Origin of the sequence: Kibdelosporangium banguiense (genome assembly GCF_017876405.1) — a bacterium.
In the GTDB taxonomy this organism is placed as follows: Bacteria; Actinomycetota; Actinomycetes; order Mycobacteriales; family Pseudonocardiaceae; genus Kibdelosporangium; species Kibdelosporangium banguiense.
On record NZ_JAGINW010000001.1, the window covers coordinates 5,705,206 to 5,725,551 of the forward strand.

At 68.0% G+C, this 20,346-nt stretch carries 19 protein-coding genes; 10 read left to right on the plus strand and 9 right to left on the minus strand.

From position 1 onward, the window contains the following. Nucleotides 1–135 precede the first annotated feature (135 nt). On the plus strand, nucleotides 136–1,026 hold the full coding sequence (locus tag JOF56_RS26850) for a DUF1444 domain-containing protein (protein ID WP_209642276.1): 891 nt from the start codon (nucleotides 136–138) through the stop codon (nucleotides 1,024–1,026). A 1-nt stretch (nucleotide 1,027) separates the two neighbouring features. Here the strand turns inward: JOF56_RS26850 and glpK (JOF56_RS26855) are convergent, their stop codons facing one another. After that, on the minus strand, nucleotides 1,028–2,947 hold the full coding sequence (glpK, locus tag JOF56_RS26855) for a glycerol kinase GlpK (protein ID WP_209642277.1): 1,920 nt from the start codon (nucleotides 2,945–2,947) through the stop codon (nucleotides 1,028–1,030). 189 nt (nucleotides 2,948–3,136) lie between these two features. After that, nucleotides 3,137–3,904, minus strand: a complete 768-nt coding sequence (locus JOF56_RS26860) for an IclR family transcriptional regulator (protein WP_209642278.1) — start codon at nucleotides 3,902–3,904, stop codon at nucleotides 3,137–3,139. A 154-nt stretch (nucleotides 3,905–4,058) separates the two neighbouring features. Here JOF56_RS26860 and JOF56_RS26865 point away from each other — a divergent pair, with 154 nt between their 5' ends. The 3 genes from JOF56_RS26865 to glpD are packed head-to-tail and all read left to right on the plus strand — an operon-like array spanning nucleotide 4,059 to nucleotide 8,107. Beyond that, entirely contained in the window at nucleotides 4,059–4,886 is an 828-nt protein-coding gene (locus JOF56_RS26865) for an MIP/aquaporin family protein (RefSeq protein ID WP_209642279.1), read from the plus strand. A gap of 14 nt (nucleotides 4,887–4,900) precedes the next feature. Beyond that, nucleotides 4,901–6,412 carry a glycerol kinase GlpK gene (gene glpK / locus JOF56_RS26870; protein WP_209642280.1) on the plus strand — a complete coding sequence of 504 codons (1,512 nt, stop codon included), beginning with the start codon at nucleotides 4,901–4,903 and terminating at the stop codon, nucleotides 6,410–6,412. Between the two features lie 9 nt (nucleotides 6,413–6,421). Further along, nucleotides 6,422–8,107, plus strand: coding sequence for a glycerol-3-phosphate dehydrogenase (gene glpD, locus JOF56_RS26875; protein ID WP_209642281.1), 1,686 nt, complete (start codon nucleotides 6,422–6,424; stop codon nucleotides 8,105–8,107). A gap of 234 nt (nucleotides 8,108–8,341) precedes the next feature. On the opposite strand, the gene JOF56_RS26880 is transcribed toward glpD, so the two are convergent. Then, nucleotides 8,342–10,153: an AfsR/SARP family transcriptional regulator gene (locus JOF56_RS26880; RefSeq protein ID WP_209642282.1), complete on the minus strand. Its 1,812-nt coding sequence runs from the start codon at nucleotides 10,151–10,153 to the stop codon at nucleotides 8,342–8,344. A gap of 295 nt (nucleotides 10,154–10,448) precedes the next feature. Here JOF56_RS26880 and JOF56_RS26885 point away from each other — a divergent pair, with 295 nt between their 5' ends. The 6 genes from JOF56_RS26885 (at nucleotide 10,449) to JOF56_RS26910 (ending at nucleotide 14,490) form a co-directional block, all read left to right on the plus strand. Next, nucleotides 10,449–10,652, plus strand: coding sequence for a hypothetical protein (locus JOF56_RS26885; RefSeq protein WP_209642283.1), 204 nt, complete (start codon nucleotides 10,449–10,451; stop codon nucleotides 10,650–10,652). 191 nt (nucleotides 10,653–10,843) lie between these two features. Next, on the plus strand, nucleotides 10,844–11,050 hold the full coding sequence (locus JOF56_RS26890; RefSeq protein WP_209642284.1) for a hypothetical protein: 207 nt from the start codon (nucleotides 10,844–10,846) through the stop codon (nucleotides 11,048–11,050). 70 nt (nucleotides 11,051–11,120) lie between these two features. Next, nucleotides 11,121–11,672: a TlpA family protein disulfide reductase gene (locus JOF56_RS26895; protein ID WP_209642285.1), complete on the plus strand. Its 552-nt coding sequence runs from the start codon at nucleotides 11,121–11,123 to the stop codon at nucleotides 11,670–11,672. After that, the gene (locus JOF56_RS26900) at nucleotides 11,669–13,501 is read left to right on the plus strand and encodes an ABC transporter ATP-binding protein (protein ID WP_209642286.1); all 1,833 of its coding nucleotides are present in this window, start codon (nucleotides 11,669–11,671) and stop codon (nucleotides 13,499–13,501) included. Before JOF56_RS26895 ends, JOF56_RS26900 begins: the two co-directional genes overlap by 4 nt. Next, the gene (locus JOF56_RS26905) at nucleotides 13,498–13,923 is read left to right on the plus strand and encodes a S26 family signal peptidase (protein ID WP_209642287.1); all 426 of its coding nucleotides are present in this window, start codon (nucleotides 13,498–13,500) and stop codon (nucleotides 13,921–13,923) included. The genes JOF56_RS26900 and JOF56_RS26905 overlap by 4 nt, the downstream gene beginning before the upstream one ends. A 3-nt stretch (nucleotides 13,924–13,926) precedes the next feature. Beyond that, nucleotides 13,927–14,490: a MauE/DoxX family redox-associated membrane protein gene (locus JOF56_RS26910; protein ID WP_209642288.1), complete on the plus strand. Its 564-nt coding sequence runs from the start codon at nucleotides 13,927–13,929 to the stop codon at nucleotides 14,488–14,490. Nucleotides 14,491–14,498: 8 nt separating this feature from the next. On the opposite strand, the gene JOF56_RS26915 is transcribed toward JOF56_RS26910, so the two are convergent. Genes JOF56_RS26915 through JOF56_RS59600 form a run of 6 tightly spaced genes read right to left on the minus strand, consistent with a single transcriptional unit; the run spans nucleotide 14,499 to nucleotide 20,344 of the window. Then, a complete protein-coding gene (locus tag JOF56_RS26915) occupies nucleotides 14,499–15,029 on the minus strand; it encodes a type VII secretion system-associated protein (protein ID WP_209642289.1) in 531 nt (176 codons plus the stop codon). 42 nt (nucleotides 15,030–15,071) lie between these two features. Next, nucleotides 15,072–16,736, minus strand: a complete 1,665-nt coding sequence (locus tag JOF56_RS60790) for a WXG100 family type VII secretion target (protein WP_209642290.1) — start codon at nucleotides 16,734–16,736, stop codon at nucleotides 15,072–15,074. A gap of 9 nt (nucleotides 16,737–16,745) precedes the next feature. Next, nucleotides 16,746–17,342 carry a YbaB/EbfC family nucleoid-associated protein gene (locus JOF56_RS26925; RefSeq protein ID WP_209642291.1) on the minus strand — a complete coding sequence of 199 codons (597 nt, stop codon included), beginning with the start codon at nucleotides 17,340–17,342 and terminating at the stop codon, nucleotides 16,746–16,748. An 18-nt stretch (nucleotides 17,343–17,360) separates the two neighbouring features. Next, nucleotides 17,361–17,714, minus strand: coding sequence for a type VII secretion target (locus JOF56_RS26930; RefSeq protein ID WP_209642292.1), 354 nt, complete (start codon nucleotides 17,712–17,714; stop codon nucleotides 17,361–17,363). 28 nt (nucleotides 17,715–17,742) lie between these two features. Continuing rightward, nucleotides 17,743–18,552, minus strand: coding sequence for an ESX secretion-associated protein EspG (locus JOF56_RS26935; protein WP_209642293.1), 810 nt, complete (start codon nucleotides 18,550–18,552; stop codon nucleotides 17,743–17,745). Nucleotides 18,553–18,556: 4 nt separating this feature from the next. Continuing rightward, the gene (locus JOF56_RS59600; RefSeq protein WP_209642294.1) at nucleotides 18,557–20,344 is read right to left on the minus strand and encodes a hypothetical protein; all 1,788 of its coding nucleotides are present in this window, start codon (nucleotides 20,342–20,344) and stop codon (nucleotides 18,557–18,559) included. Nucleotides 20,345–20,346: the final 2 nt, after the last annotated feature.

The following is a 20,346-nucleotide window of genomic DNA, read 5'->3' on the forward strand; positions in this document are numbered from 1 at the left end:
TTCCCTACAAAAGGCGACCCAGGCCACACCGTGCGGCAGGCGAATCGCGCAAGGTCTGCCACAAACAGTGCTCTGCGTAGGCCGATTTTTACCAAACGCCTGATCAGTTCGTAGGGATCTTGTAACTTCCTGCCGGTGGACAACCTGACGGCCGGCCAGCACGAACGCGTACGCAACCTGATCCGGCGCAGCCCGGCGTTCATCGGCAGGAGAGTCGTGGTCCATGAGGACAGGGTGCAGGTCCTCGCGCCCGACGAGCTCGAAATCGGGCTCGCCCCGCTGCTCGACGCCGTGACCGACGCCCCGCCCGACCAGTGGCCGGACCTGATCGACGAGCGCCTGGAGCGGATAGTCAGCGTCCTGACCGGCGGCGCGCCGGAGCTCGACGGTCCGACGGAGTTGTTACTCGACCGCATCTACGTACGCCTGCGCCCAGTCGAAGGCAGCCCGGTGGAGTGGTGGACCTACGCACGGGAGATCGCGCCCGGCCTGCTCGTCGTGTTCGCGCTCGACCATCCAGACCTCATGAGCATCCTCAACGACGCCCAGGTCCAGCGCCACGGCATCGACACCCTCTACGACGCAGGCATGGACAACCTGTGCGGACAGCTGCCGGACTCGTACAACGTCAGCGACGACGGCGTGTATGTCCTCAGGGGCAACGACTACACAGCCTCGCTGGTGCTGGTCATGCCCTGGGTGGTCGAGGCCACGACCGGTGCCCCCGACTTCCCGTACGGCGTGCTTGTCGCAATGCCCAACCACGGCACGCTGATCTTCCACATCATCCGCGACGCCCCCGGAGCCCAGTTCGCGGTGGGCGAGATCGCACGGCTCGCCGACGCCTACTACGAGGAGATCCCCGGCGGCCCCGCCCTGCTCACCCCAGCCGTGCACTGGTGGCGCCCCGGTGCCGGATTCCTCGAGCCAATCGCCCACGCAGGCCCCCAGAACGACGTCATCGGCGAGGACACCGTCACCTACTACCCAGCCGATTTCACCGAACTGCTGACGGAATTGCGCTGAGTCAACCGTTTGGTAGGCGGGCCGTCACGCTGTGCGCGACCACTGCCTCAAAACGCTGTACCGGAGTCAGATGCCTGCTTTGTTCGGCTTTGAATGCCCGGCCGAGAGCTGTCCGGTCCGAAGGGGACAGTGATTTCCGGAGTTCGTTGAGCAGCGAACGTTCCTCGTCACGGATGTGCGCGCTGATCGTTTCCTCCAGCGCGAGCAGGTCCTGTTCGGACAAGGAGACAAGGTCGGCGCTGATCTCGGTTCGCCGATGCAGAACTCGTTCGGTGGCGGTGAAGTGCGCGGTGAGCATGGCCGAGAGCTCGGCGAGCACCTTGGCCCGGTCGGCGTCCTCGTTGCGCAGCTCCCGCAGAAGGTGCTCGATGCGGCGGTGGTCGTCGAGGATGACCTCGATCAGATCCGTCCCGGCCGGGCGGCGGGAACCAGAGGCGGGACGCATCCAGCCGAAGGTCAGCTCCACTGCCTGACGCCAGTGGGCGTACTCGGTGTCCCGACGCGCCGGGGACATGGCGGGCTGCCATTGGCCGGCCCGGTGCCAGTTGCGTCGCAGGCCTTCCAGGTCCGGCCAGTACCCCACCGACAGACCGGCTGCGTAGGCCGCGCCGAGCGAGACGGTCTCGGCCACCATCGGGCGGACCACCGGCACATCGAGGACGTCCGCGATGAACTGCATGAGCAGGTTGTCCGCGGTCATGCCGCCGTCGACCTTGAGCGTGGACAGCGCCAGGCCCGAGTCGGCGTTCATCGCGTCGACCACCTCGCGGGTCTGCCAGCCGGTCGCCTCCAGGACCGCGCGGGCCAAGTGCCCCTTGGTGATGTACGACGTGAGACCGGCGATCACACCACGGGCCTCGCTGTGCCAATGTGGCGCGAACAGCCCGGAGAACGCGGGCACGATGTAACAGCCGCCGTTGTCCTCCACTGTCCGGGCAAGGGTTTCGATCTCCGGGGCGCTGCTGATCAGCTCCAGGCCGTCCCGGAACCACTGCACGAGCGAGCCGGTCACCGCGATCGAGCCTTCCAGCGCGTACACCGCGGGCTCGTCGCCGATCTTGAACCCGACCGTGGTCAGCATTCCGTGGGTGCTCAGCACCAGGTTCTGGCCGGTGTTGAGCAGCAGGAAACTGCCTGTGCCGTAAGTGCATTTCGCCTCGCCGGGGGCGAAACAGGTCTGGCCGAACAACGCCGCCTGCTGGTCGCCGAGCGCCGCCGCGATCCGGATCCCGGGCACCACAGTGGCCGTGGTGCCGTAGACCTCTGTGGACGACCGGATCTCGGGCAGCATCGCGTGCGGGATGTCGAAGAACGCCAGCAACTGCGGATCCCACGCCAGGGTGCGCAGGTTCATCAGCATGGTCCGGCTGGCGTTGGTGACATCGGTGATGTGCAGGCCGCCGGTGAGGTTCCAGATCAGCCAGCTCTCGATCGTGCCGAACAGCACCTCGCCACGTTCGGCCCGTTCCTGCAGCCCAGGCGTCTGGTCCAGCAGCCAACGGATCTTGGGCGCGGAGAAGTACGTCGCCAACGGCAGGCCACACAGTTCGCGAACGCGCTTCGCGCCGGGCTCCTTCTCAAGCTGTTCGATCATGCCGTCCGTGCGCGTGTCCTGCCAGACGATCGCGCGGCCGACCGGCACTCCCGTTCGCCGGTCCCACAACACGGTGGTTTCACGCTGGTTGGCAATCCCCAGCCCGACCACCTGCTCCGCACTCGCCCCAGCCTGCGCCAGTGCTTCGGGAACAATCTTGCTGAGATTGCGCCAGATCTCGGTCGCGTCGTGCTCCACCCAGCCAGGCCGAGGGAAATGCTGCTGGTGCTCCCGCTGAACCACGGACACCAATCGCCCTCGCGCATCGAACAGAATGCACCGAGTCGACGTAGTGCCCTGATCAATCGACATCACATAGCGCTGCATGTCACCACCGTGTTGGACTGCCCTCGCTTCGCTCGGGCGGGCTTGGTCGCCAAAGCCGGCCATTTCCACCCCACCCCACGCAACCGGCTTCTTCGCTCGGGGCTCGCCGCCGCTGTGGGCGGGGCGATGCCGGGCGTGTTGCGGTGCGTAAATGACCAGCGCGACCAAGCCGGAGACTCAGTCATCGACTCACCACCGTGAAGCTCCGAGATCTCGTGAAACTGCGCGTGCGGCGTCGCGGACAAAGCCGAGCAAGCTTGGTTTGGGGCTGCCGTCCGGGTCGCAGAGGCGTTCCACCGCGCCGGAGATTCCCATCGCGCCGACGACTATGCCGCCGTGACCCCTGATCGGGGCCGCGATCCCGGCCTCGCCGGGGGTCATCTCGCCGAGTTCGCTCGCCCAGCCCGCTTCCCGGACCTTGGCCAGCGCACGTTTGACCGCTGTGGGCGACGCCAGGGTGCGCCGGGTGTAGGCCTCCAGTTCGCCGCCGCGCAACGATGCCACGAGGGTCACGTCGAAGGCCAGCAGGACTTTGCCGAGTGCGGTCGCGTGCAATGGCAGCATTGCACCGACGTCGAGAGTCTGCAGGGAGTCGTCCGGCCGGAAGACGTGGTGCACCACGAGCACCCGGCCTTCCAACGGCGCTCCGATCCGGACGGCTTCGCCGCTGCGCGCCGCGAGTGCGTCGGCCCAGTTGATGGCCCGTGAGCGCAGCTCGTTGACGTCGAGGTAGCTGGTGCCGAGGTGCAGCAGGGCCGCGCCGAGCTGGTACTTGCCGGTGTCCCGGTCCTGCTCGACGAACCCGACGCCCTGCAGGGTGCGCAGGATGCCGTGCGCGGTGCCCTTGGCCAGCTCCAGCGACTCCGCGATCTCACCCACGCCGAGCCGGCCGGAGCCGCGGGCCAGCAGCCGCAGGATCGCCGCGGCTCGTTCGATCGACTGGATGGGACCCGGCACGCCGCGACCCTAACTCCACCGGCTGTGATTCGACAATGTCGAACAGCCTCCGCGAGCGTTCGACAATGTCGACCTCACCTCGTTGACCTGGTCTTTCCACGATCTTAACGTTCGCTCCGCCAGGGGAACCGGGTGTCCTTTGTGGAGGAAAGCAATGGTGCGAAACCTCAGGGCCCGCGGGCTCGGCGGCGAGATGGCCGCCGAGTTCGTGGGTACGATGATCCTCATCCTGTTCGGGTGCGGGGTGGTGGCCCAGGTCGTGGCCGCCGGGATCGGTGATCACGACAGCATCGCCTGGGCCTGGGGGCTGGGCGTCACGCTGGGCGTGTACGTCGCCGCCAAGATCAGCGGAGCCCATCTCAACCCCGCGGTGACGGTCGCTCTGGCGGTGTTCAAAGGCTTCTCGTGGCGCAAGGTCGCGCCCTACGCCCTGGCCCAGACCGCCGGCGCCTTCCTGGCCGCGATGCTGGTGCGCTGGAACTACACCGAGGTGCTCAACGCCAAGGACCCCGGGCTGACGATCAAGACCCAGGGCGTGTTCTCGACGTTGCCGGGTAACGGCACGCTTCCGGTCGGTGACTGGGGTGCCTTCCGCGACCAGATCATCGGCACCGCGATCCTGGTCCTGGTCATCTTCGCCATCACCGACCTGCGCAACTCCTCGCCGCTGGCCAACATGACCCCGCTGCTCGTGGGGCTCTCCGTGGTCGCGATCGGCATGGCCTGGGGTACGAACGCCGGGTACGCCATCAACCCCGCCCGGGACTTCGGGCCGCGGCTGGCGTCCTGGCTCACCGGCTACGAGACCGCGTTCACCGACCAGTACGGCTTCCCGTACTGGTGGATACCCGTCGTCGCCCCGGTGATCGGCGGCCTGATCGGCGCCGCGATCTACAAGTACTTCATCGAGAAGTTCCTGCCCGCCGAGGACGAAATCCAAGCCGCTCCGGCGCCCGCCAAAGACCTCCAGCCGTCGGCCTGAGAAGGAGAACCTCCATGCCGGACTTTGTCGCAGCCGTCGACCAGGGCACCACCAGCACCCGGTTCATGATCTTCGACCACGGTGGCAACGAGATCGCCCGCCACCAGCTCGAGCACGAGCAGATCATGCCCAAGCCGGGCTGGGTCGAGCACGACCCCACCGAGATCTGGGAACGCACCCGCTCGGTGATCGAATCCACTTTCACCAAGACCAATCTGTCCGTGTCCGACCTGGCCGCGCTCGGGATCACCAACCAGCGCGAGACCACTGTGGTGTGGAACCGCCGGACCGGCCGCCCGTACTGCAACGCGATCGTGTGGCAGGACACCCGTACCGACCGCATCGCGGCCGAACTGGAGCGCAGCGGCAAGGGCGACGTGATCCGCCGCAAGGCCGGGCTGCCTCCGGCGACCTACTTCTCCGGCGGCAAGCTGCAGTGGATCCTGGAGAACATCGAGGGAGTCCGGGCGGACGCGGAGAACGGCGAAGCGCTGTTCGGCACCACCGACACCTGGCTGCAGTGGAACCTGACCGGTGGGACGGACGGCGGCCAGCACGTCACCGACCCGACCAACGCCAGCCGCACCATGCTGATGGACCTGGAAACCCTGGCGTGGGACGACGAACTGCTCTCGTTCTTCGGCATCCCGGCCGCGATGCTGCCGGAGATCAAACCGTCCTCCGGACACTTCGGCACCACCAGGGCCAACGGCCCGCTGCACGGCGAGGTGGCGATCACCGGCGACCTCGGCGACCAGCAGGCGGCCACCGTCGGCCAGGTCTGTTTCCGGCCCGGCGAAGCCAAGAACACTTACGGCACAGGCAACTTCCTGTTGCTCAACACCGGTCACGAGCTGGTGCGTTCCAAGCACGGCCTGCTCACCACCCTGTGCTACCAGTTCGGTAACGACAAGCCGGTCTACGCCCTGGAAGGCTCGATCGCGGTCACCGGCTCGGCCGTGCAGTGGCTGCGTGACCAGTTGGGCATCATCAACGGCGCGGCCCAGAGCGAGACGCTGGCGTCGCAGGTCGCCGACAACGGCGGGATCTATTTCGTGCCAGCGTTCTCAGGCTTGTTCGCGCCGTACTGGCGGTCCGACGCACGTGGCGCCATCGTCGGACTCACCCGCGCGACGACCAACGCGCACGTGGCCAGGGCGACGCTGGAGGCGATCTGCTACCAGAGCCGGGACGTGGTCGAGGCCATGCAGAACGACTCCGGCGTGACCCTCGATGTGTTGCGTGTGGACGGTGGCGTGACGGCCAACCAGCTGTGCATGCAGATGCAGGCGGACGTTCTCGGCGTGCCGGTGTCCAAGCCGGTGGTCGCGGAGACCACCGCGCTCGGTGCCGCCTACGCGGCCGGGCTGGCCGTCGGGTTCTGGAAGTCCACCGATGAGCTGGAACAGAACTGGAACGAGGACCGTCGCTGGCAGCCGACGTGGAGCGACGAGCAGCGTGAAGAGGGCTACGCGGGCTGGAAGAAAGCTGTCGGCCGCACGCTCGACTGGGTCGACGTCAACTAGGAGATGAACATGCCTTCCGTACCACTTTCCCCGCGATACCGCGTTGAGGCGCTGCAGAAGCTGAGCACCCAGCAAGTCGACGTCCTGGTCATCGGTGGCGGCGTCACCGGGGCCGGGATCGCGCTCGACGCCGCCAGCCGCGGACTGTCGGTCGGGCTGGTCGAAGCCCGGGACTTCGCCGCGGGGACGTCGAGCCGGTCCAGCAAGCTGATCCACGGCGGCCTGCGTTACCTGGAGCAGCTCGACTTCAAACTGGTGCGGGAGGCGTTGAAGGAACGTGGGCTGTTGCTCACGAAGCTGGCTCCCCACCTGGTGCGCCCGGTGAAGTTCCTTGTGCCGCTGCGGCACCGGGTGTGGGAGCGCGGCTACATCGGCGCCGGCGTGATGCTCTACGACACCCTGGGTGGGGCACGCGCCCTGCCACGGCATCGTCATCTCAGCCGTCGTCACGCCTTCGAGGTCGCACCAGCCCTCGCGCCGGATGCCCTGATCGGTGCAATCCAGTACTACGACGCACAGGTAGACGACGCCCGGCACACCATGACGATCGCGCGTACCGCCGCGGAACTCGGTGCCTCCGTTCTCACCAGGACACGGATGACCGAACTGCTGCGTGACGGCGACAAGGTCATCGGCGCGCACGTCCGCGATCTGCAGAGCGGCACGGAGTTCGACATCCGGGCCCGTGTCGTGGTCGCCGCGACCGGCGTGTGGAGCGACGAGATGTCGAAGGCCGCCGGAATCCCCGCGCCCTTCACCGTCCGGGCCTCGAAAGGCATCCACCTCGTGGTGCCCAGGGAGAAGATCGACCTGGACACCGGGCTGATCCTGCGGACAGAGAAGAGCGTGCTGTTCGTCATCCCGTGGGGCCGGCACTGGATCGTCGGTACCACCGACACACAGTGGAACCTCGACCTCGACCACCCGGCTGCCAGCCGCGCGGACGTCGACTACGTGCTCGACCATGTGAATGCCGTGCTGCGTAAGCCAATCACGCGTGACGACATCGAAGGCGTGTATGCGGGCCTGCGGCCGTTGCTCGCCGCGAAAGCCGCTGAGACGACCAAGCTGTCCCGTGAGCACGCAGTCGCCAATCCTGTGCCAGGCCTGGTACTCATCGCGGGCGGGAAGTACACGACCTACCGCGTGATGGCCGAGGACGCCGTGGACGTCGCGGCCAAGAACATCGCCGGCGCGGTGAAGGTTTCCCGGACCAGTGAGCTGCCGATCGTGGGCGCCGAGGGCTACCACGAGCTGTGGCGCGACCGGCAGGACCTCGCCCGCCGCACGGACATCCCGCTGGACCGAGTCGAACATCTGCTGCAGCGCTACGGAACCGCGATCCACGATCTGCTGTGGCTGATCGGCGAACAACCCGATCTCGGCACACCGATCCCCGGCGCCGAGGAGTACCTCAAGGCCGAGGCGGTGTACGCGGTCTCCCATGAGGGCGCCCTGCACCTGGAGGACGTCCTCACACGCCGGACCCGGATCTCCATCGAACAAAGGGATCGCGGTGTCAGGGCGGCCACCGAGGTAGCCGCCCTGATCGCACCCCTGCTGGACTGGGACGACGCCAAACGGCAGCACGAGCTCGAGAGCTACCTCTCCCGCGTGCACGCCGAACGGTCCGCCCAGGAACAACCAGACGACGCCACAGCCAACGCCACCAGGCTCAGCTTCGTGCAGTGTTAATTGTCCTCGCTCCGCTCGGACGGGCTTTGTCGCCAAAGCCGGGCGCTGTTACATGCCGACCCCCTACGGGGGCCGCCCACCCCCAACCGCGGTCCACCCCGCCCCACGCAACCGACAACTTCGCTGTAGCCTCGTCCCAGCCCGGCCGGGGCGATGTCGGGCGTGTTGCGAGGCGTAAATGACCAGCGCGACAAAGCCGATACACCGTTTGACTTCCGTCAGGAACTCACTAGCTCATAGGGCGCTTGCCGAGCGCTGCGGCGGGACCTCGGCACCGAGTTCGGCGGAGAACAAGCGCATCAACGGAGGCAGCCGGTAGGTGTCGCGTTCGACCCATTCGGCGAGGCCGAGATCGACCAGGCGGTCCAGTGCGGCCTCGGCTCGCATGGCGCCGACGCCGATCGCGGCGGACGCCTCGGTGATGCCGCAGACCTCGAAGCCGGGCCGGCCCAGCAACCGGAAGGCGGCGGCTGCCAGCGGGTCCTGGCCGACCGGGTCGAACGCCGAGGAGTACAACGCCCGGATCGACTCCCCGCCGAAGCTGAGCTCGTCCAGGCGGTGCTGCTCGGAGGCCAGCCGGCGGGCCAGCCAGCACAACGACCGGGCCGGGCGGTAGGCCAGGATCGTGCCCGCGATCCGCAGTGCGAGCGGGATCCCGTGGCAGTAGCGGACTATCTCGGCCGCCGCGGCGGGTTCGGCGTCCACTCTGGCCTGTCCGGCCAGCCGGGCCAGCAGTTCGTGTCCCTCGGCGTCCGGCAGCGGGCCGAGCGCGAAGTGCTCGGCCCCGTCCAGCATCAGCGGCGACCGGCTGGTGATCAGCATGGCGCAGGACCCCAGTGCGGGCACGAGATTACGCAGCGACGCGGGTTCCGTCGCGCCGTCGAGGACCAGCAGAACGGCGCGGTGTGCCAGGTGTGAGCGCAGTACCGCGGAAGCCTCATCGAGTTCGCGTGGAATGTCCGATGTGGGTACGCCCAAGTGCCGCAACAGTCGCTGGGGCACGCGTGTGGCCGGTCCGTCCGAACCGAGGTCGATGTACAGCTGCCCGCCGGGGAACTGCGGCGCGACCTGGTGCGCCACGTCCAGGACCAGCGCGCTCTTGCCGATACCGCACGGACCATGCACCACAGCCACTCTGGGGCCATGATGCTCCGGCTGGAGAAGGAGATCGTGCAGTGGAGCGGCATCCTGTACGCGGCCGACGAACGCCTGGCAGCGCACCGGGAGCTCCCGTGGCGTCGGCGTTTGCGGTGTCTTCGCGTGGATGGAGATGGCCGGGGCACGGGTCAGCCGGGGGTCGCGGTCCAGCACTGCCTGGTGCAGTTCGGCCAGTTCCGGCGACGGTTCCAGGCCGAGATGGTCGGCGAGCGCACGGCGGCAGTCGGCGTAGACGGCCAAAGCCCCTGCCGGGTCTCCGGATCGGTACAGCGCGGTCACCAGTTGTGCCCACGCGCGTTCCCGCAAGGGATGCTCCGCGACGAACGCCCGCAGCGGGGCGATCATCTCCCGGTGCTCACCCAGGCCGAGCCGCGCGTCGAGGTAGTCCTCTGTCACCGACAGTCGCAGTTCCTCCACCGGCGCGATCAACCCGGCGAGGGCCTCACTGTCGGCCAGATCCTCCAGAACCGCGCCGCGGCAGGCGGAAAGCGCCTCGCCGAGATGACGTGCCGCGGTGGCGTGGTCGCCTCGGGACAGTGCTACCTGGCCAGTGCCCGCGCGCTTGGTGAACACGTGCAGGTCCAGTTCATCCTGCTGCAGCGCGAGTTCGTAGCTGGCCGCCCGCCCGGTGATGCGTTGCCCGCCGCCGGGACAGTCCGGAATCACCTGTCTGAGCCGATTGGCGTAAGTGCGTAGATTGGCCATTGCCGACGGTGGCGGCTCTTCACCCCAGAGTGAACGGATCAGTTTGCGTACCGGCACCGTGCGGCCCGGGTTGAGCAGCAACGTGGCCAACAGGATTCGTTGTTTGAGCGAGCCAAGCGCGACGGTCCCCGCGTCCGTGTGTACCTCGATTCTCCCCAGAATCCTGAACTCGATCGAAGGCACACACCTCTCCCGGTTGTTGATGATCACATCAGGCAACGACGCTAGAACTCTCCCAGAGGTTGCATCAACCCCGCCATACACGGATGTCACGTTGCTGCACATCCGATACACGCGAGCGTGTATGTGCGAAGCCCGCTGTCATGTACCGGCCTTCCTACGTCCTGTCAGCCCTGATCCGCCGGCTCCCGGATACACGCGGATGTGTATCCGGGATGTCCATAGCCGTGTACCGCAGTTTTCTATGTTGTGCGCTGCCGACGCCACCCGGCGCGGAGGAAGTAGAGGAGCGCGGTACATGCGCAAGACATTTGGGGCACTCAGCGACAAGTTGCTGAGCGTGTTCGTGGCCAAGGCCGATGTGGGTGCGGCCTGCCCGCCGGACCCGTACACCAAGCACTGCTACTGCCGTGAGCGCAGCGACTTCCGGCGGAACTGTTCAACGAACGGTGCCTGTAAGGAGTTCTGCGGCCCCTGTTACGTCTTCAGGCGCTGCGGCTGATTCAAACGCTGTGAGTGGTGATGTGCCCAAGCGGATCGCCACTCACAGCGGTGGCATCTCGACCACGACAGCCTGGTCCACGCCCGATACACGCGCGCGTGCATCGGTGTTGTCGCTGTCGTGTACCGGTTTTTCCTATGTTGTGCGCTGCCGACGGCATTCGGCGCGGAGGAAGTAGAGGAGCGCGGTACATGCGCAAGACGTTCAGGGTGCTCGGCGACAGGTTGCTGAGTGTGTTCGTGGCCAAGGCCGATGTGGGTGCGGCCTGCCCGCCGGACCCGTACTACAAGCACTGCTACTGCCGTGAGCGCACTGATTTCCGTAAGCGCTGTGCGCTGACCGGCCCCTGCAGGGAGACCTGCGGCCCGTGCGTGGCTTACAAGACCTGCGGACCTTGATTTCGAACACTGTGAGTGGCGATCGCCGCTCGCGGTATCCAGTCAGCCCTCTCTTTGTCCCGGAGTTCTCATGGCTATCCTCACTGCCGCCGTCGTGCTCGTCGGAATCCTGTGCGTCATCGACCTGCTCCTCAGCTTCGGCATCATCCGGCGGCTACGGGAGCAGAACGAGGCCCTGCAGCTGGTCCAGCAGCAACAGACCGCCGGTCTCGACGACGACATCGCGCTGCCCGCCGGTTCCGCTGTCGGCGCCTTCGCGGCGACCACGGTCGGCGGTACCGAGCTGACCAATGTGGACATCATCGGATCGCCGCTGCTGATCGGCTTCTTCTCTCCGAACTGTGAGCCGTGCAAGGAGCGCATGCCGCAGTTCATCGAGTACGCCACCCGCTTCAACGGCCGCGTGATCGCAGTCGCCTCCGGCAGCGTCGAGGAGACCACCGACATGGTGGCGCGCCTCGGCGAGGTGGGCGACGTCCTGGTTGAGCCGAACGAGGAGGCGCCGGTGCACAAGGCGTTCGGTGCCAAGGGGTATCCCGCGATGTGCCTTGTTGGCGATGACGGCGTCGTACAAGCCAGCGGCTGGGAAATGGCGGCGCTGCCGGTGCCGGCTGCGCTGTGAACACCACTCTTGGTGCCCGCCGGGTGCTGACTCTGCTGGTCGGGGCTGTCCGCCTGACCAGGCAGGCGGCTCCGGCGGGTACACCGCTGTACATGGTGTTGTGCCTGCTCGGCGGCGTCGTGCCGATCGCGACGGCCTGGTGCACCAAGATGTTGCTGGACGGTCTGGCCGCCGGTGGGGCGTGGGTGACGCTGCTTCCGTGGGCGGTCGCGCTCGCGACGGCAGGACTGCTCGCCGGCTTGCTGCCGGTGGGATCGCAGTACCTGAAGCAGCGGCTGGACCGGGCTGTTTCCGTGGTGGCGATGGACCGGCTGTACCAGGCGGTGAACCGGCTGACCGGGATGGCGCGGATAGAGGACCCGAGGTTCCGCGACAAACTCCAACTGGCCCAGCAGACCGGTCGCAGCGGTCCCGGGCAGCTTGTCGACGACGGACTCGGCTCGCTACAGGCGGCCGTGACGCTGGGCGGGTTCTTCGGCACGCTGCTCGTCATCAACCTCGGCATGGCGCTGATCGTGCTGGTCGCCGCGATCCCCGCGCTGATCGCGCACCTGCGGCTGAGCCGGGCCAGGGCACAGGTGATGTGGTCGATCACCCCTGCCGAACGGCGCGAGGCGTTCTATGCGGAGTTGCTCTCAAGCCTGGACGCGGCGAAGGAACTGCGGCTGCTCGGTCTCGGTGATCTGTTCCGGCGGCGGATGCTGGCCGAGTTGACCGCCGCGCAGAACGCCGTGGACGGCCAGGACCGCAAGGACGCCCGAACGGAAGGGCTGCTCGCGGGCCTGACCGCGGTAGTGGCGGCCGGTGGCCTGGTGTGGTCGGTATGGCTTGCCACGCAAGGAAAATTGTCCATCGGTGACGTCGCGATCTTCGTCGCCGCCGTGGGCGGAGTGCAGAGCGCGTTGCAGATGCTGGTCATCAGGCTCGCCTCGGCCCACCATTCGATGCTGCTGTTCGACCACTTCGACGAGATCGAGTCACAGCCGGCGGATCTGGCTGTCGCGGCCGTCCCGCAGGAGATTCCGCCGCTGCGCACCGGCATCGAGCTGCGGGACGTGTGGTTCCGTTACTCCGAGGACCAGCCCTGGGTGCTGCGAGGCGTGAACCTGACCATCCCGCATGGACAGTCGCTGGCCCTGGTCGGGCTCAACGGTGCCGGGAAGTCGACCATGGTCAAGCTGCTCTGCCGGTTCTACGACCCGGATCGTGGCGCGATCCTGTGGGACGGGGTGGACCTGCGCGAGATGGCGGTGCAAGACCTGCGGGCCCGGATCGGCGCGGTGTTCCAGGACTACATGTGCTACGACCTGAGTGCGGCCGAGAACGTCGGCCTGGGTGATGTGTCCTATATGGACGACCGGGACCGGGTGGTCGCGGCGGCACAAAGAGCGGGCGCGCACGACATGGTGACCGCGTTGCCGAAAGGCTACGACACCCTGCTGTCCCGGATGTTCTTCGACGAGGCGGACCGGGCCGACCCCGAGACCGGTGTGCTGCTGTCCGGCGGTCAGTGGCAGCGGGTCGCGCTGGCCCGGGCATTCCTGCGTGACCGCAGGGATCTGATGATCCTCGACGAGCCCAGCTCCGGCCTGGACGCGGAAGCCGAGTACGAAGTGCACAGCAGCCTCCGGCGGCACCGCGACGGAGCAACGAGTGTGCTGATCTCGCACCGGCTCGGTACAGTCCGCGACGCCCACGTGATCGCGGTGATCGCCGACGGGCAGGTCGTCGAACGCGGCACGCACGACGAGTTGATCGCCGCATCGGGGGAGTACGCGCGGTTGTTCCGGCTGCAGGCGTCGGGTTACGAAGAGGTGGTGTCCTGGTGATCTGGGTAGTGCTGGCGGCCGTGGTGGTTGCCGCTCTTGTCGCATGGGTTGTGGTGATGCGCAAGCGGTTGCTCGTGGTGACAGTGCACGGGGTGAGCATGGAGCCCACCTACCGGTCCGGCGACCGGCTGCTGGTGCGGCGGTCACGACTGGACCGTGTCCAGACCGGTCAGGTCGTCGTCGTGCAGGTATCCGGTGCCATGCCAGGCGATCCGACTGACGGTCGCATGGTGAAACGCGCGGTTGCGGTACCGGGTGATCCAGTGCCCGCACAGATCTCGGTACCCGGCCCGGTCGTCCCCCAGGGCAGGCTGCTGGTCCTCGGCGACAATCCCGCGCGCAGCAACGATTCCAGGAGACTCGGCTACATCGCGGCGGACGCGCTGATCGGTGTGGTGCTCCGCCCGATCGGTCAGAGGTGAACGATGCCGTACGTGAGTGTGGGCGCGATGGTCCTGTGTGGACTGGTCCTGCTGGTCTCCGCGGTGAGCAAGGTCCGCAGCGCGGCTGACTACGCGGAGTTCGTGGCTTCGGTTCCGGCGTTCGGGATCCCGGCTGGATGGACGGGTCTGTTCGCGTTGGCCACCGTCGCGGCGGAGTTCGCGATCACGGCGTTGGTGCTGCCCGCGTCTGTGCTGATGGCGGTCGGAATCTCCGCTGGGCGCTGGCTCGCCGGTGCCGGCCTGCTGCTGGCAGTGGGATTGTTCGGTGTGCTGACCGCCGCCGTATGGCGTGCGGTTACGCGCAGGTCCGGTGCCGTGTGTCGCTGCTTCGGGCCTGCGCGTACTCCACTTTCCCAGCGGCACGTGGTCCGCAACGCGCTTCTGTTGCTGGTCGCCGTCCTCGGTGCGGCCACACTGTCTGTTATGGACAGTGTTGATCCGGTCGTGGCCGCGGTGACGGCCGTGATCGGACTGCTGGGTGCCCTGATGGTGATCCGGTTCGACGATCTGGCCGAACTGTTCGCCGGGCCGGTCAGCACCCGCTGACTGCGGGGTCAGCGGGTGTAGCTGTCTCGCAACGCGCTGGCGAGCAGGCGCAGGGACGCCGGCCCGCCGGGGTTGAGCAGGATGTCGGTGTCCGACGGCATCAGCTCAAGCAACTGCTCGGCCGTGACCGTGCCCCAGTGCTCCACGGACCCAATGCGCTGACGGTGAAACGGGGCCGTCGCCACGGCGACGCACGGCGCACCATCCGGCGCGGGCCCGATGAGCGGGTAGCCGTCCTCGGACACCGCGACCTCGAGCATCGCGTCCCGCACCGTCGGGATCAGCTCGTCGACCGGCGCCTGGCCGCTGGCGACCAGGCGCAGCACCGCGTCGATCGGATCTGTCGGGCTGGTGGCCGTGGCCGGCACGAACCCGGGGTTCGGCTCGAACTTGCCGGGGTTGCCGTCGGCGTCCAACGGCCAGCCGCCCGCCATCGCCTGGACCGGCGGCTGCTCATCGGGGAACCGTGGCTGCCATGCCGGGTCGAGCAGCATCGCCCAGTTGTCGCGCTCGCCGCTCTGACCGGGGGGTACATCCACGTTACCGCTCCTTCTCCACCGACTCGTCGCTCACTGTACGGCTCAGAACTTCACGAACTCGCCGGGTATCGTCCCGCCTGAGCCGTCCGTGCCGGGTTTCACGCCGTACCAGGAGTTGTTGCCGTTCGTGACCCGCGAGCCGGTGCCGGTCGGTGCGAACACATCGCCGGCGTGACCGCCGCTGTGCACGGTACTGGCCGAGCTGGACGCGGCGTTGCCGGTCGGGTTACCCGAGTTGCATGACATGTACACCACCGGCCGCTGCGGATTGGCCTGGGACGCCGCCTGGAAGTGCTGGTTGCTGTTCACGAGCTGGCCATGGGTGTTGCCGTCGACTCGCACCTTCTGCCAGTTCGGCGGCTGGCCGGGTGCGGCCGTGTTCACGTTCACCGAGAACTTGTTCGGGTTGGCGTGCGCATGAACGTAGAACGGATCGTTGCCGTTCCACGGCGCCTGCTTGGACGGCTTCTTGCTCGCCTTGCCGCCCGACGCGTAGTCCGGGAGGTATGAGCCGTCGCTGTGCCGGTTGGGTTTGCCCGCCCAGTCGGTCACGTTGGTCACGTCGTCCGACTTGGTCGGGTACGAGATCCCGATGGTGTTGCCGTTGCTGTCCTTCAACGGGACCGACTGGACCTGGTTGGGGCTGAAGTTGTACTTCTGGCCGTTGGGCGCGGTGCCCTGCATCGGGCCGGTGCCGATCGACGGGCTGTTCGGCCCTGGCGTGGGCGTCGGCGCCGACGGGGTCGGTGCGGACGGTGTGGGTGCCGGGTTCGGAGTCGATCCCGATGGAGTGGGCGTCGGCGCCGCGGAGCTCGGTGTGGTGTTGCTGTTGAGTCCCGGCATGTTGCTGCCGGGCGACGAGTCGTTGTGTACCTGGTCGCCGCGCCCGCCCCTGGAGTCCGACATGCTCCGGGTACCCGGCGACGGGGCGGGCCGTGGGCTGGGGGCCTTGCCCGGCTTGACGTTCTTGAGTGATTTGCTCACATCGCCGAAGGCGCCGCCGAGTTTCTTGAGCATCGGGGCGAGCTTGCCCAGCGCCTGGACGAGTTTGGTGGTCAGCCCGGCGATCTTGGTCGCGGTCTTGGCCACCGCCCCGATCACCTGCGGCACCACCCACACCATCCCGATCCCCAGCGTGAACAACACCTGCAACGCCCAGCTGATCAAATGCCCGACCAGCTCAGCGATGATGTCGCGCACCAGTGTCCGGACCGCGGCCACGACCTCACCCGCGGTCCCGATCCCGCTGGCCGCGCCCTCCGCGGCCGCCTTCGCCGCCCCGATCAGATTCGCCGTGTCGGTGCTGCGGGCGCGGTAGGCGTCCGCGGACTCGCCGGTCCAGGACGCGGTGTCGCTGGCGATCAGGTTGGCCATCTCGGTGCTGATCGACCCCAGCTCACCGGCGATGTTGGTCCACGTCTGCGCATGCGCCTTGATCTGATCCGGATCCCCGGTCAACTCATCCAACGCATCCGACAACGGCCCCACATGCTCGATCAACCAGCCCACACCAGCCGAGAAGATCGCCCCGAACGGATCCAGCGCCATCCCCAACGCGTCCAGCGCGGTCCCGGCCGCCCCCAGCACACCAGCAGCCCAGTCACCACTCTCGATGGCCTTGCTGGTGTCGTTCACCGACTCCAGCAACGGCACACCACTGAAACCCTGGGTGGAGTCCTTGCGTTCAGCGACCAACGGGTTGCTCACGAACTCTCCTTATTCGCTGAACGGGTCGAAGTCGTCGTCTTCGTCATCCCGCCGCGGACGGCGCCGGGGCGGGGCCGGAGGCGCCGGCGGAGCAGGCGGTGGCGGGACCGGGGGCGCAGGCGGGGTGGCCGAATGCTGCGCGGGCGGCGCGCCTTCGTCCGGGTAGTCCCAGTTGTCGCTGCCGGGCTCCTCGGTGACCGGGTCCTGCTCGGGGAACCGCGTCCGCAAGGAGTCCAGGGTCACCGCCCTGGTCTGCTGGTCCTCGTCGCCGAGCTGCTCGGTCATCACTTCATTGACCTTGTCGGCGATACCCGACTGGGCGCGGCGCATGGTGCCCAGGATCTGCGCTGACAACTCGGTCAACGGCATCGAGCGCACCTTCTCGGTGAACTCCAGGTCCGAGACAGTCCCGTCGGCACGCACAGTCACCCGCACGCTGCCGTCGGAGCTGGCGGCGCTGAGCCGCAGCTGCTCGGTCTGTGCCTGCGCGGCCTTGTACCGCTCAGCCTTGGCCTCGAAGCCCTGCGCCCACTGCTGGATGCGCAGCTGCATCGCTTCCGGGTCGCGCACAAACCCGGCAATGCCACCGGTGTCAGGCTGGGACATGGTTGTTCTCCATCACTGTCAGCTGCGGATGATCGGCGCCATGGCGGCCGTTCGCGGGGTGGTGGGCGACTCCGACAAGGTGGCCGCGAAGGGTTGCGAGGTGGCCTGGTCGCTTTGCTCGTAGGTGTCGGCGGCCATCCGGACGTTCCCGGCAGTGGTGCCGACGGCCTCGCTCGCGGCGTTGAGCGAGTCGATGCCTTCCTGCTCCATCGGGTTGACGATCGGCGGGAGGAACGAGCAGAGCAGGCCGTACGCGTCGTCGCTCATGCTGACGGTGTTCGCCGCCGATATCGCTGTGCTCAACCGGTCCATCAGGCCGTCGAGATGACTGGCGTGCGCACGCAGATCGTCGACCACTACATCGAACGACATGGCCGGTTCCTCCTTCGTCGGGCCCGGCTCACCGGCGGGCCCTGGTCTGCTCGGTCGCGGCGGCCAGCACGTCGGCCAGCCGCCGTTCGATGCGTTCGTTGTCGGCGGGCGCGAAACTCAGCCAGGAGTCCTCGCTGACCATCAGGTGACGGCCCAGATTCGTGTCCAGCCAGGTGATCAGCGGAGGCACCCGTCTGCCGTGCAGGGACACGCCGAACTGGCCGCCGGCCACGCGGTTGCGTGCCAGGTCAAGCAAAGCGCTCGCGTCCTCGGCGGACATCCCGGCCCGGGTCAGCGCGGTTCGTTCGTCGTCATCCCCGGCGAACGGGTCGTCGTCATCGTCACTGTCGTACTCGATGGCGGCCGTCAGCGCCGAAGCCTGCACGGACATCGTCCGGCCCTGAGCCGGTTCGCCCTCAGGCAGCAGCGCGACGATCGACGGCGCCAGCGAGGTCGGCCGGATCTCGGCCAGGTTGACCTTCTCGTTGGCCATCCAGGCGAGCACAGCCGTGTCGTGGTCGGTGACCGCGAGCGCCCGCAACGATCCGCCCGCGTACCCGACCGAGTCGATGGACACGTCGTGCTGCAGTAGCAGCGTCAACGCGTCCTCGAGACCCGCCCGGATCTGACCGCCGGTGGCAAGACCACGGTCGGCCAGGGCGCGGTGCACATCCTCACGGATACGGCCGCGTTCGGACATCGTCTGGCCGGCACTGGGTACCTGCAATGGGTACGGCACCTGGCCCAGGCCGAGATCGCCGCACAGGATGTCGAACTCCCGTTCCGACACCACGTAGTCGGGCTCGACCCGAACGGACTCTGTCCCTGAGTTCGGCACAGCCTCAGCCCTGCTGCTTCTTCGGCTTGGCCCCGCCGATCACCGACGGCGGCAGGTCGGCACCGGGTACCTCGATCACCTGCTCGCCATCGACGTACTTCGACCGGCGCTCGGCGTCGTCCTCCTTGCGGCCGCCACCACCCATGCCGCCCATGCCACCCATCGCGCCGGGTGCGCCAGGCTGGCCGGGGGCGCCGCCACCGCGCGGGCCGAGAACCCTTTCGTCAGGCGCGACCGGTCCGCCGACCGGGCCCACGCCGGCCAGCGACCCGGGACCGCCGCGACCGGCGAACTGACCGGCCGCGGCAGCAGCCGCTCCGGGACCGCCGCCAGTGAATCCGGGTGCACCCGCGCCACCGCCGCCACCTCCACCGCCGGTGAAGCCGCTGCCACCCGGGCCACCGCCACCACCCGGGAAGCCAGTGGGCATGCCACGGACACCTGACGGCGGTGGTGCGAACGGAGGCGGCGGTGTGGGCATGCCGGTCGGCGGCCGCGCCCCGGGAGGAGTGCTTCCGGGCGGAAAGCTGCCAGGATTCCCAGGGTTGAAGGGGCCGCCACCCGTCGTCGAGGGAATCGGCGGGATGGGCGGGATCGGTGGCTGCTGCCGGCGAGCGGGATCCTGGTTGGGACCGAGGCCGGTACCGGGCGGCATGCCGCCCGGCATGGTGAACGGGGGAGGCGTGCCCTGAGGTGCCGTTGTTGTCCCTGGGCGCTGTGTCGTGAAGTCCGGCGTCGCGAAATTCGGTGCGGTGAAGTTCGGCGCGCCACCGGACGGCCCGAAGGTGTTGGGCAATGGGGGCATGGCGGCATTCTGGCGGGTAGTCGAATCACCAGAGCCACCGCCCGCGGTCGAGGCCAGGAACTGGTCGGCCGGGCTGGCGAACCCGCTGGGCTGTCCGCCCGCGCCGGGAACACCAGGAATGCTGGGAACACCAGGCGCACCTGGAGAGCCGGGAGTGCTGCCCGGGAAAGGCGGCGCACCGGCCGGGCCGCCGCCACTGGTGAAAGCGGGCGCATCCGAGGGATTCACCGCGCTGCCGCCCAACCGCGGGTCGATGGCCGACGGGTCGATCGCCGATCCCGGTTGGCCCGCGGGAATGCCGGACTGCGGGATCGCGGGCTCGACCACCTGACCTTGCGGCAGGTGCGCCGGTTCGGCACCGCCGTCCGGCGTCGTGCCGCCACGCAGCATCATCGGCTGACCGGTCTGCTCACCGCGGACCGGATTCGGTGGCATCGCGAACACCGGGACGTCGTTGTCCACCGCGCGTGACTCGTTCTCCATCGTGGCCATGACCTGGACGGCCTGCTGGTGCGCGGCATTCGCCCGGTCACTGGCCACCTTCACGTCGGCCGCCGCGATCGCGAGCCCGATCAGCCCGCCGGTGGCGAAGCCGCGCATGAGCATCGCGCCGAGGTCGAACTCGACCGGCTCGGGCATGGTGTCCCGGGCCTTCTGCGCGATCCGGGCCTGGTCGGCCACTCGCGCGCCGACTCCGGCCGCGGTCTGCGCGGCACTCTCGCTCCACGAGGACAGCTGCATCATCGCGCCACGGGCCTTGGTCGCCGCGGCGCCCTGCCAGCCGGACTCGCTGGACTGCAGGCTGCGCGCGATCTCCTGGGACGCCTCGCCGATGTGCTCGCCCACCGAGACCCATTCGCCGGCCAGCGCCGCGGCCTGGCCAGGGTCGTTGTTGATGTGCACCGACTCGTACAGTTCCCGGTGGCTGCGCGCGCCCCAGTTCTCGATCTCCTGGATCGCCGGCCGGTTCGGCTCCTGCAAGGTCATCG

Excerpts from the sequence above, each read along its gene's own strand:
- JOF56_RS26865 (WP_209642279.1), top strand. The coding sequence starts at position 4,059 with ATGGTGCGAAACCTCAGGGCCCGCGGGCTCGGCGGCGAGATGGCCGCC.
- JOF56_RS59600 (WP_209642294.1), bottom strand. The coding sequence starts at position 20,344 with ATGACCTTGCAGGAGCCGAACCGGCCGGCGATCCAGGAGATCGAGAAC.
- glpD (WP_209642281.1), top strand. The coding sequence starts at position 6,422 with ATGCCTTCCGTACCACTTTCCCCGCGATACCGCGTTGAGGCGCTGCAG.
- glpK (WP_209642277.1), bottom strand. The coding sequence starts at position 2,947 with ATGCAGCGCTATGTGATGTCGATTGATCAGGGCACTACGTCGACTCGG.
- JOF56_RS26930 (WP_209642292.1), bottom strand. The coding sequence starts at position 17,714 with ATGTCGTTCGATGTAGTGGTCGACGATCTGCGTGCGCACGCCAGTCAT.
- JOF56_RS26890 (WP_209642284.1), top strand. The coding sequence starts at position 10,844 with ATGCGCAAGACGTTCAGGGTGCTCGGCGACAGGTTGCTGAGTGTGTTC.
- JOF56_RS26895 (WP_209642285.1), top strand. The coding sequence starts at position 11,121 with ATGGCTATCCTCACTGCCGCCGTCGTGCTCGTCGGAATCCTGTGCGTC.
- JOF56_RS26925 (WP_209642291.1), bottom strand. The coding sequence starts at position 17,342 with ATGTCCCAGCCTGACACCGGTGGCATTGCCGGGTTTGTGCGCGACCCG.
- JOF56_RS26910 (WP_209642288.1), top strand. The coding sequence starts at position 13,927 with ATGCCGTACGTGAGTGTGGGCGCGATGGTCCTGTGTGGACTGGTCCTG.
- glpK (WP_209642280.1), top strand. The coding sequence starts at position 4,901 with ATGCCGGACTTTGTCGCAGCCGTCGACCAGGGCACCACCAGCACCCGG.
- JOF56_RS26885 (WP_209642283.1), top strand. The coding sequence starts at position 10,449 with ATGCGCAAGACATTTGGGGCACTCAGCGACAAGTTGCTGAGCGTGTTC.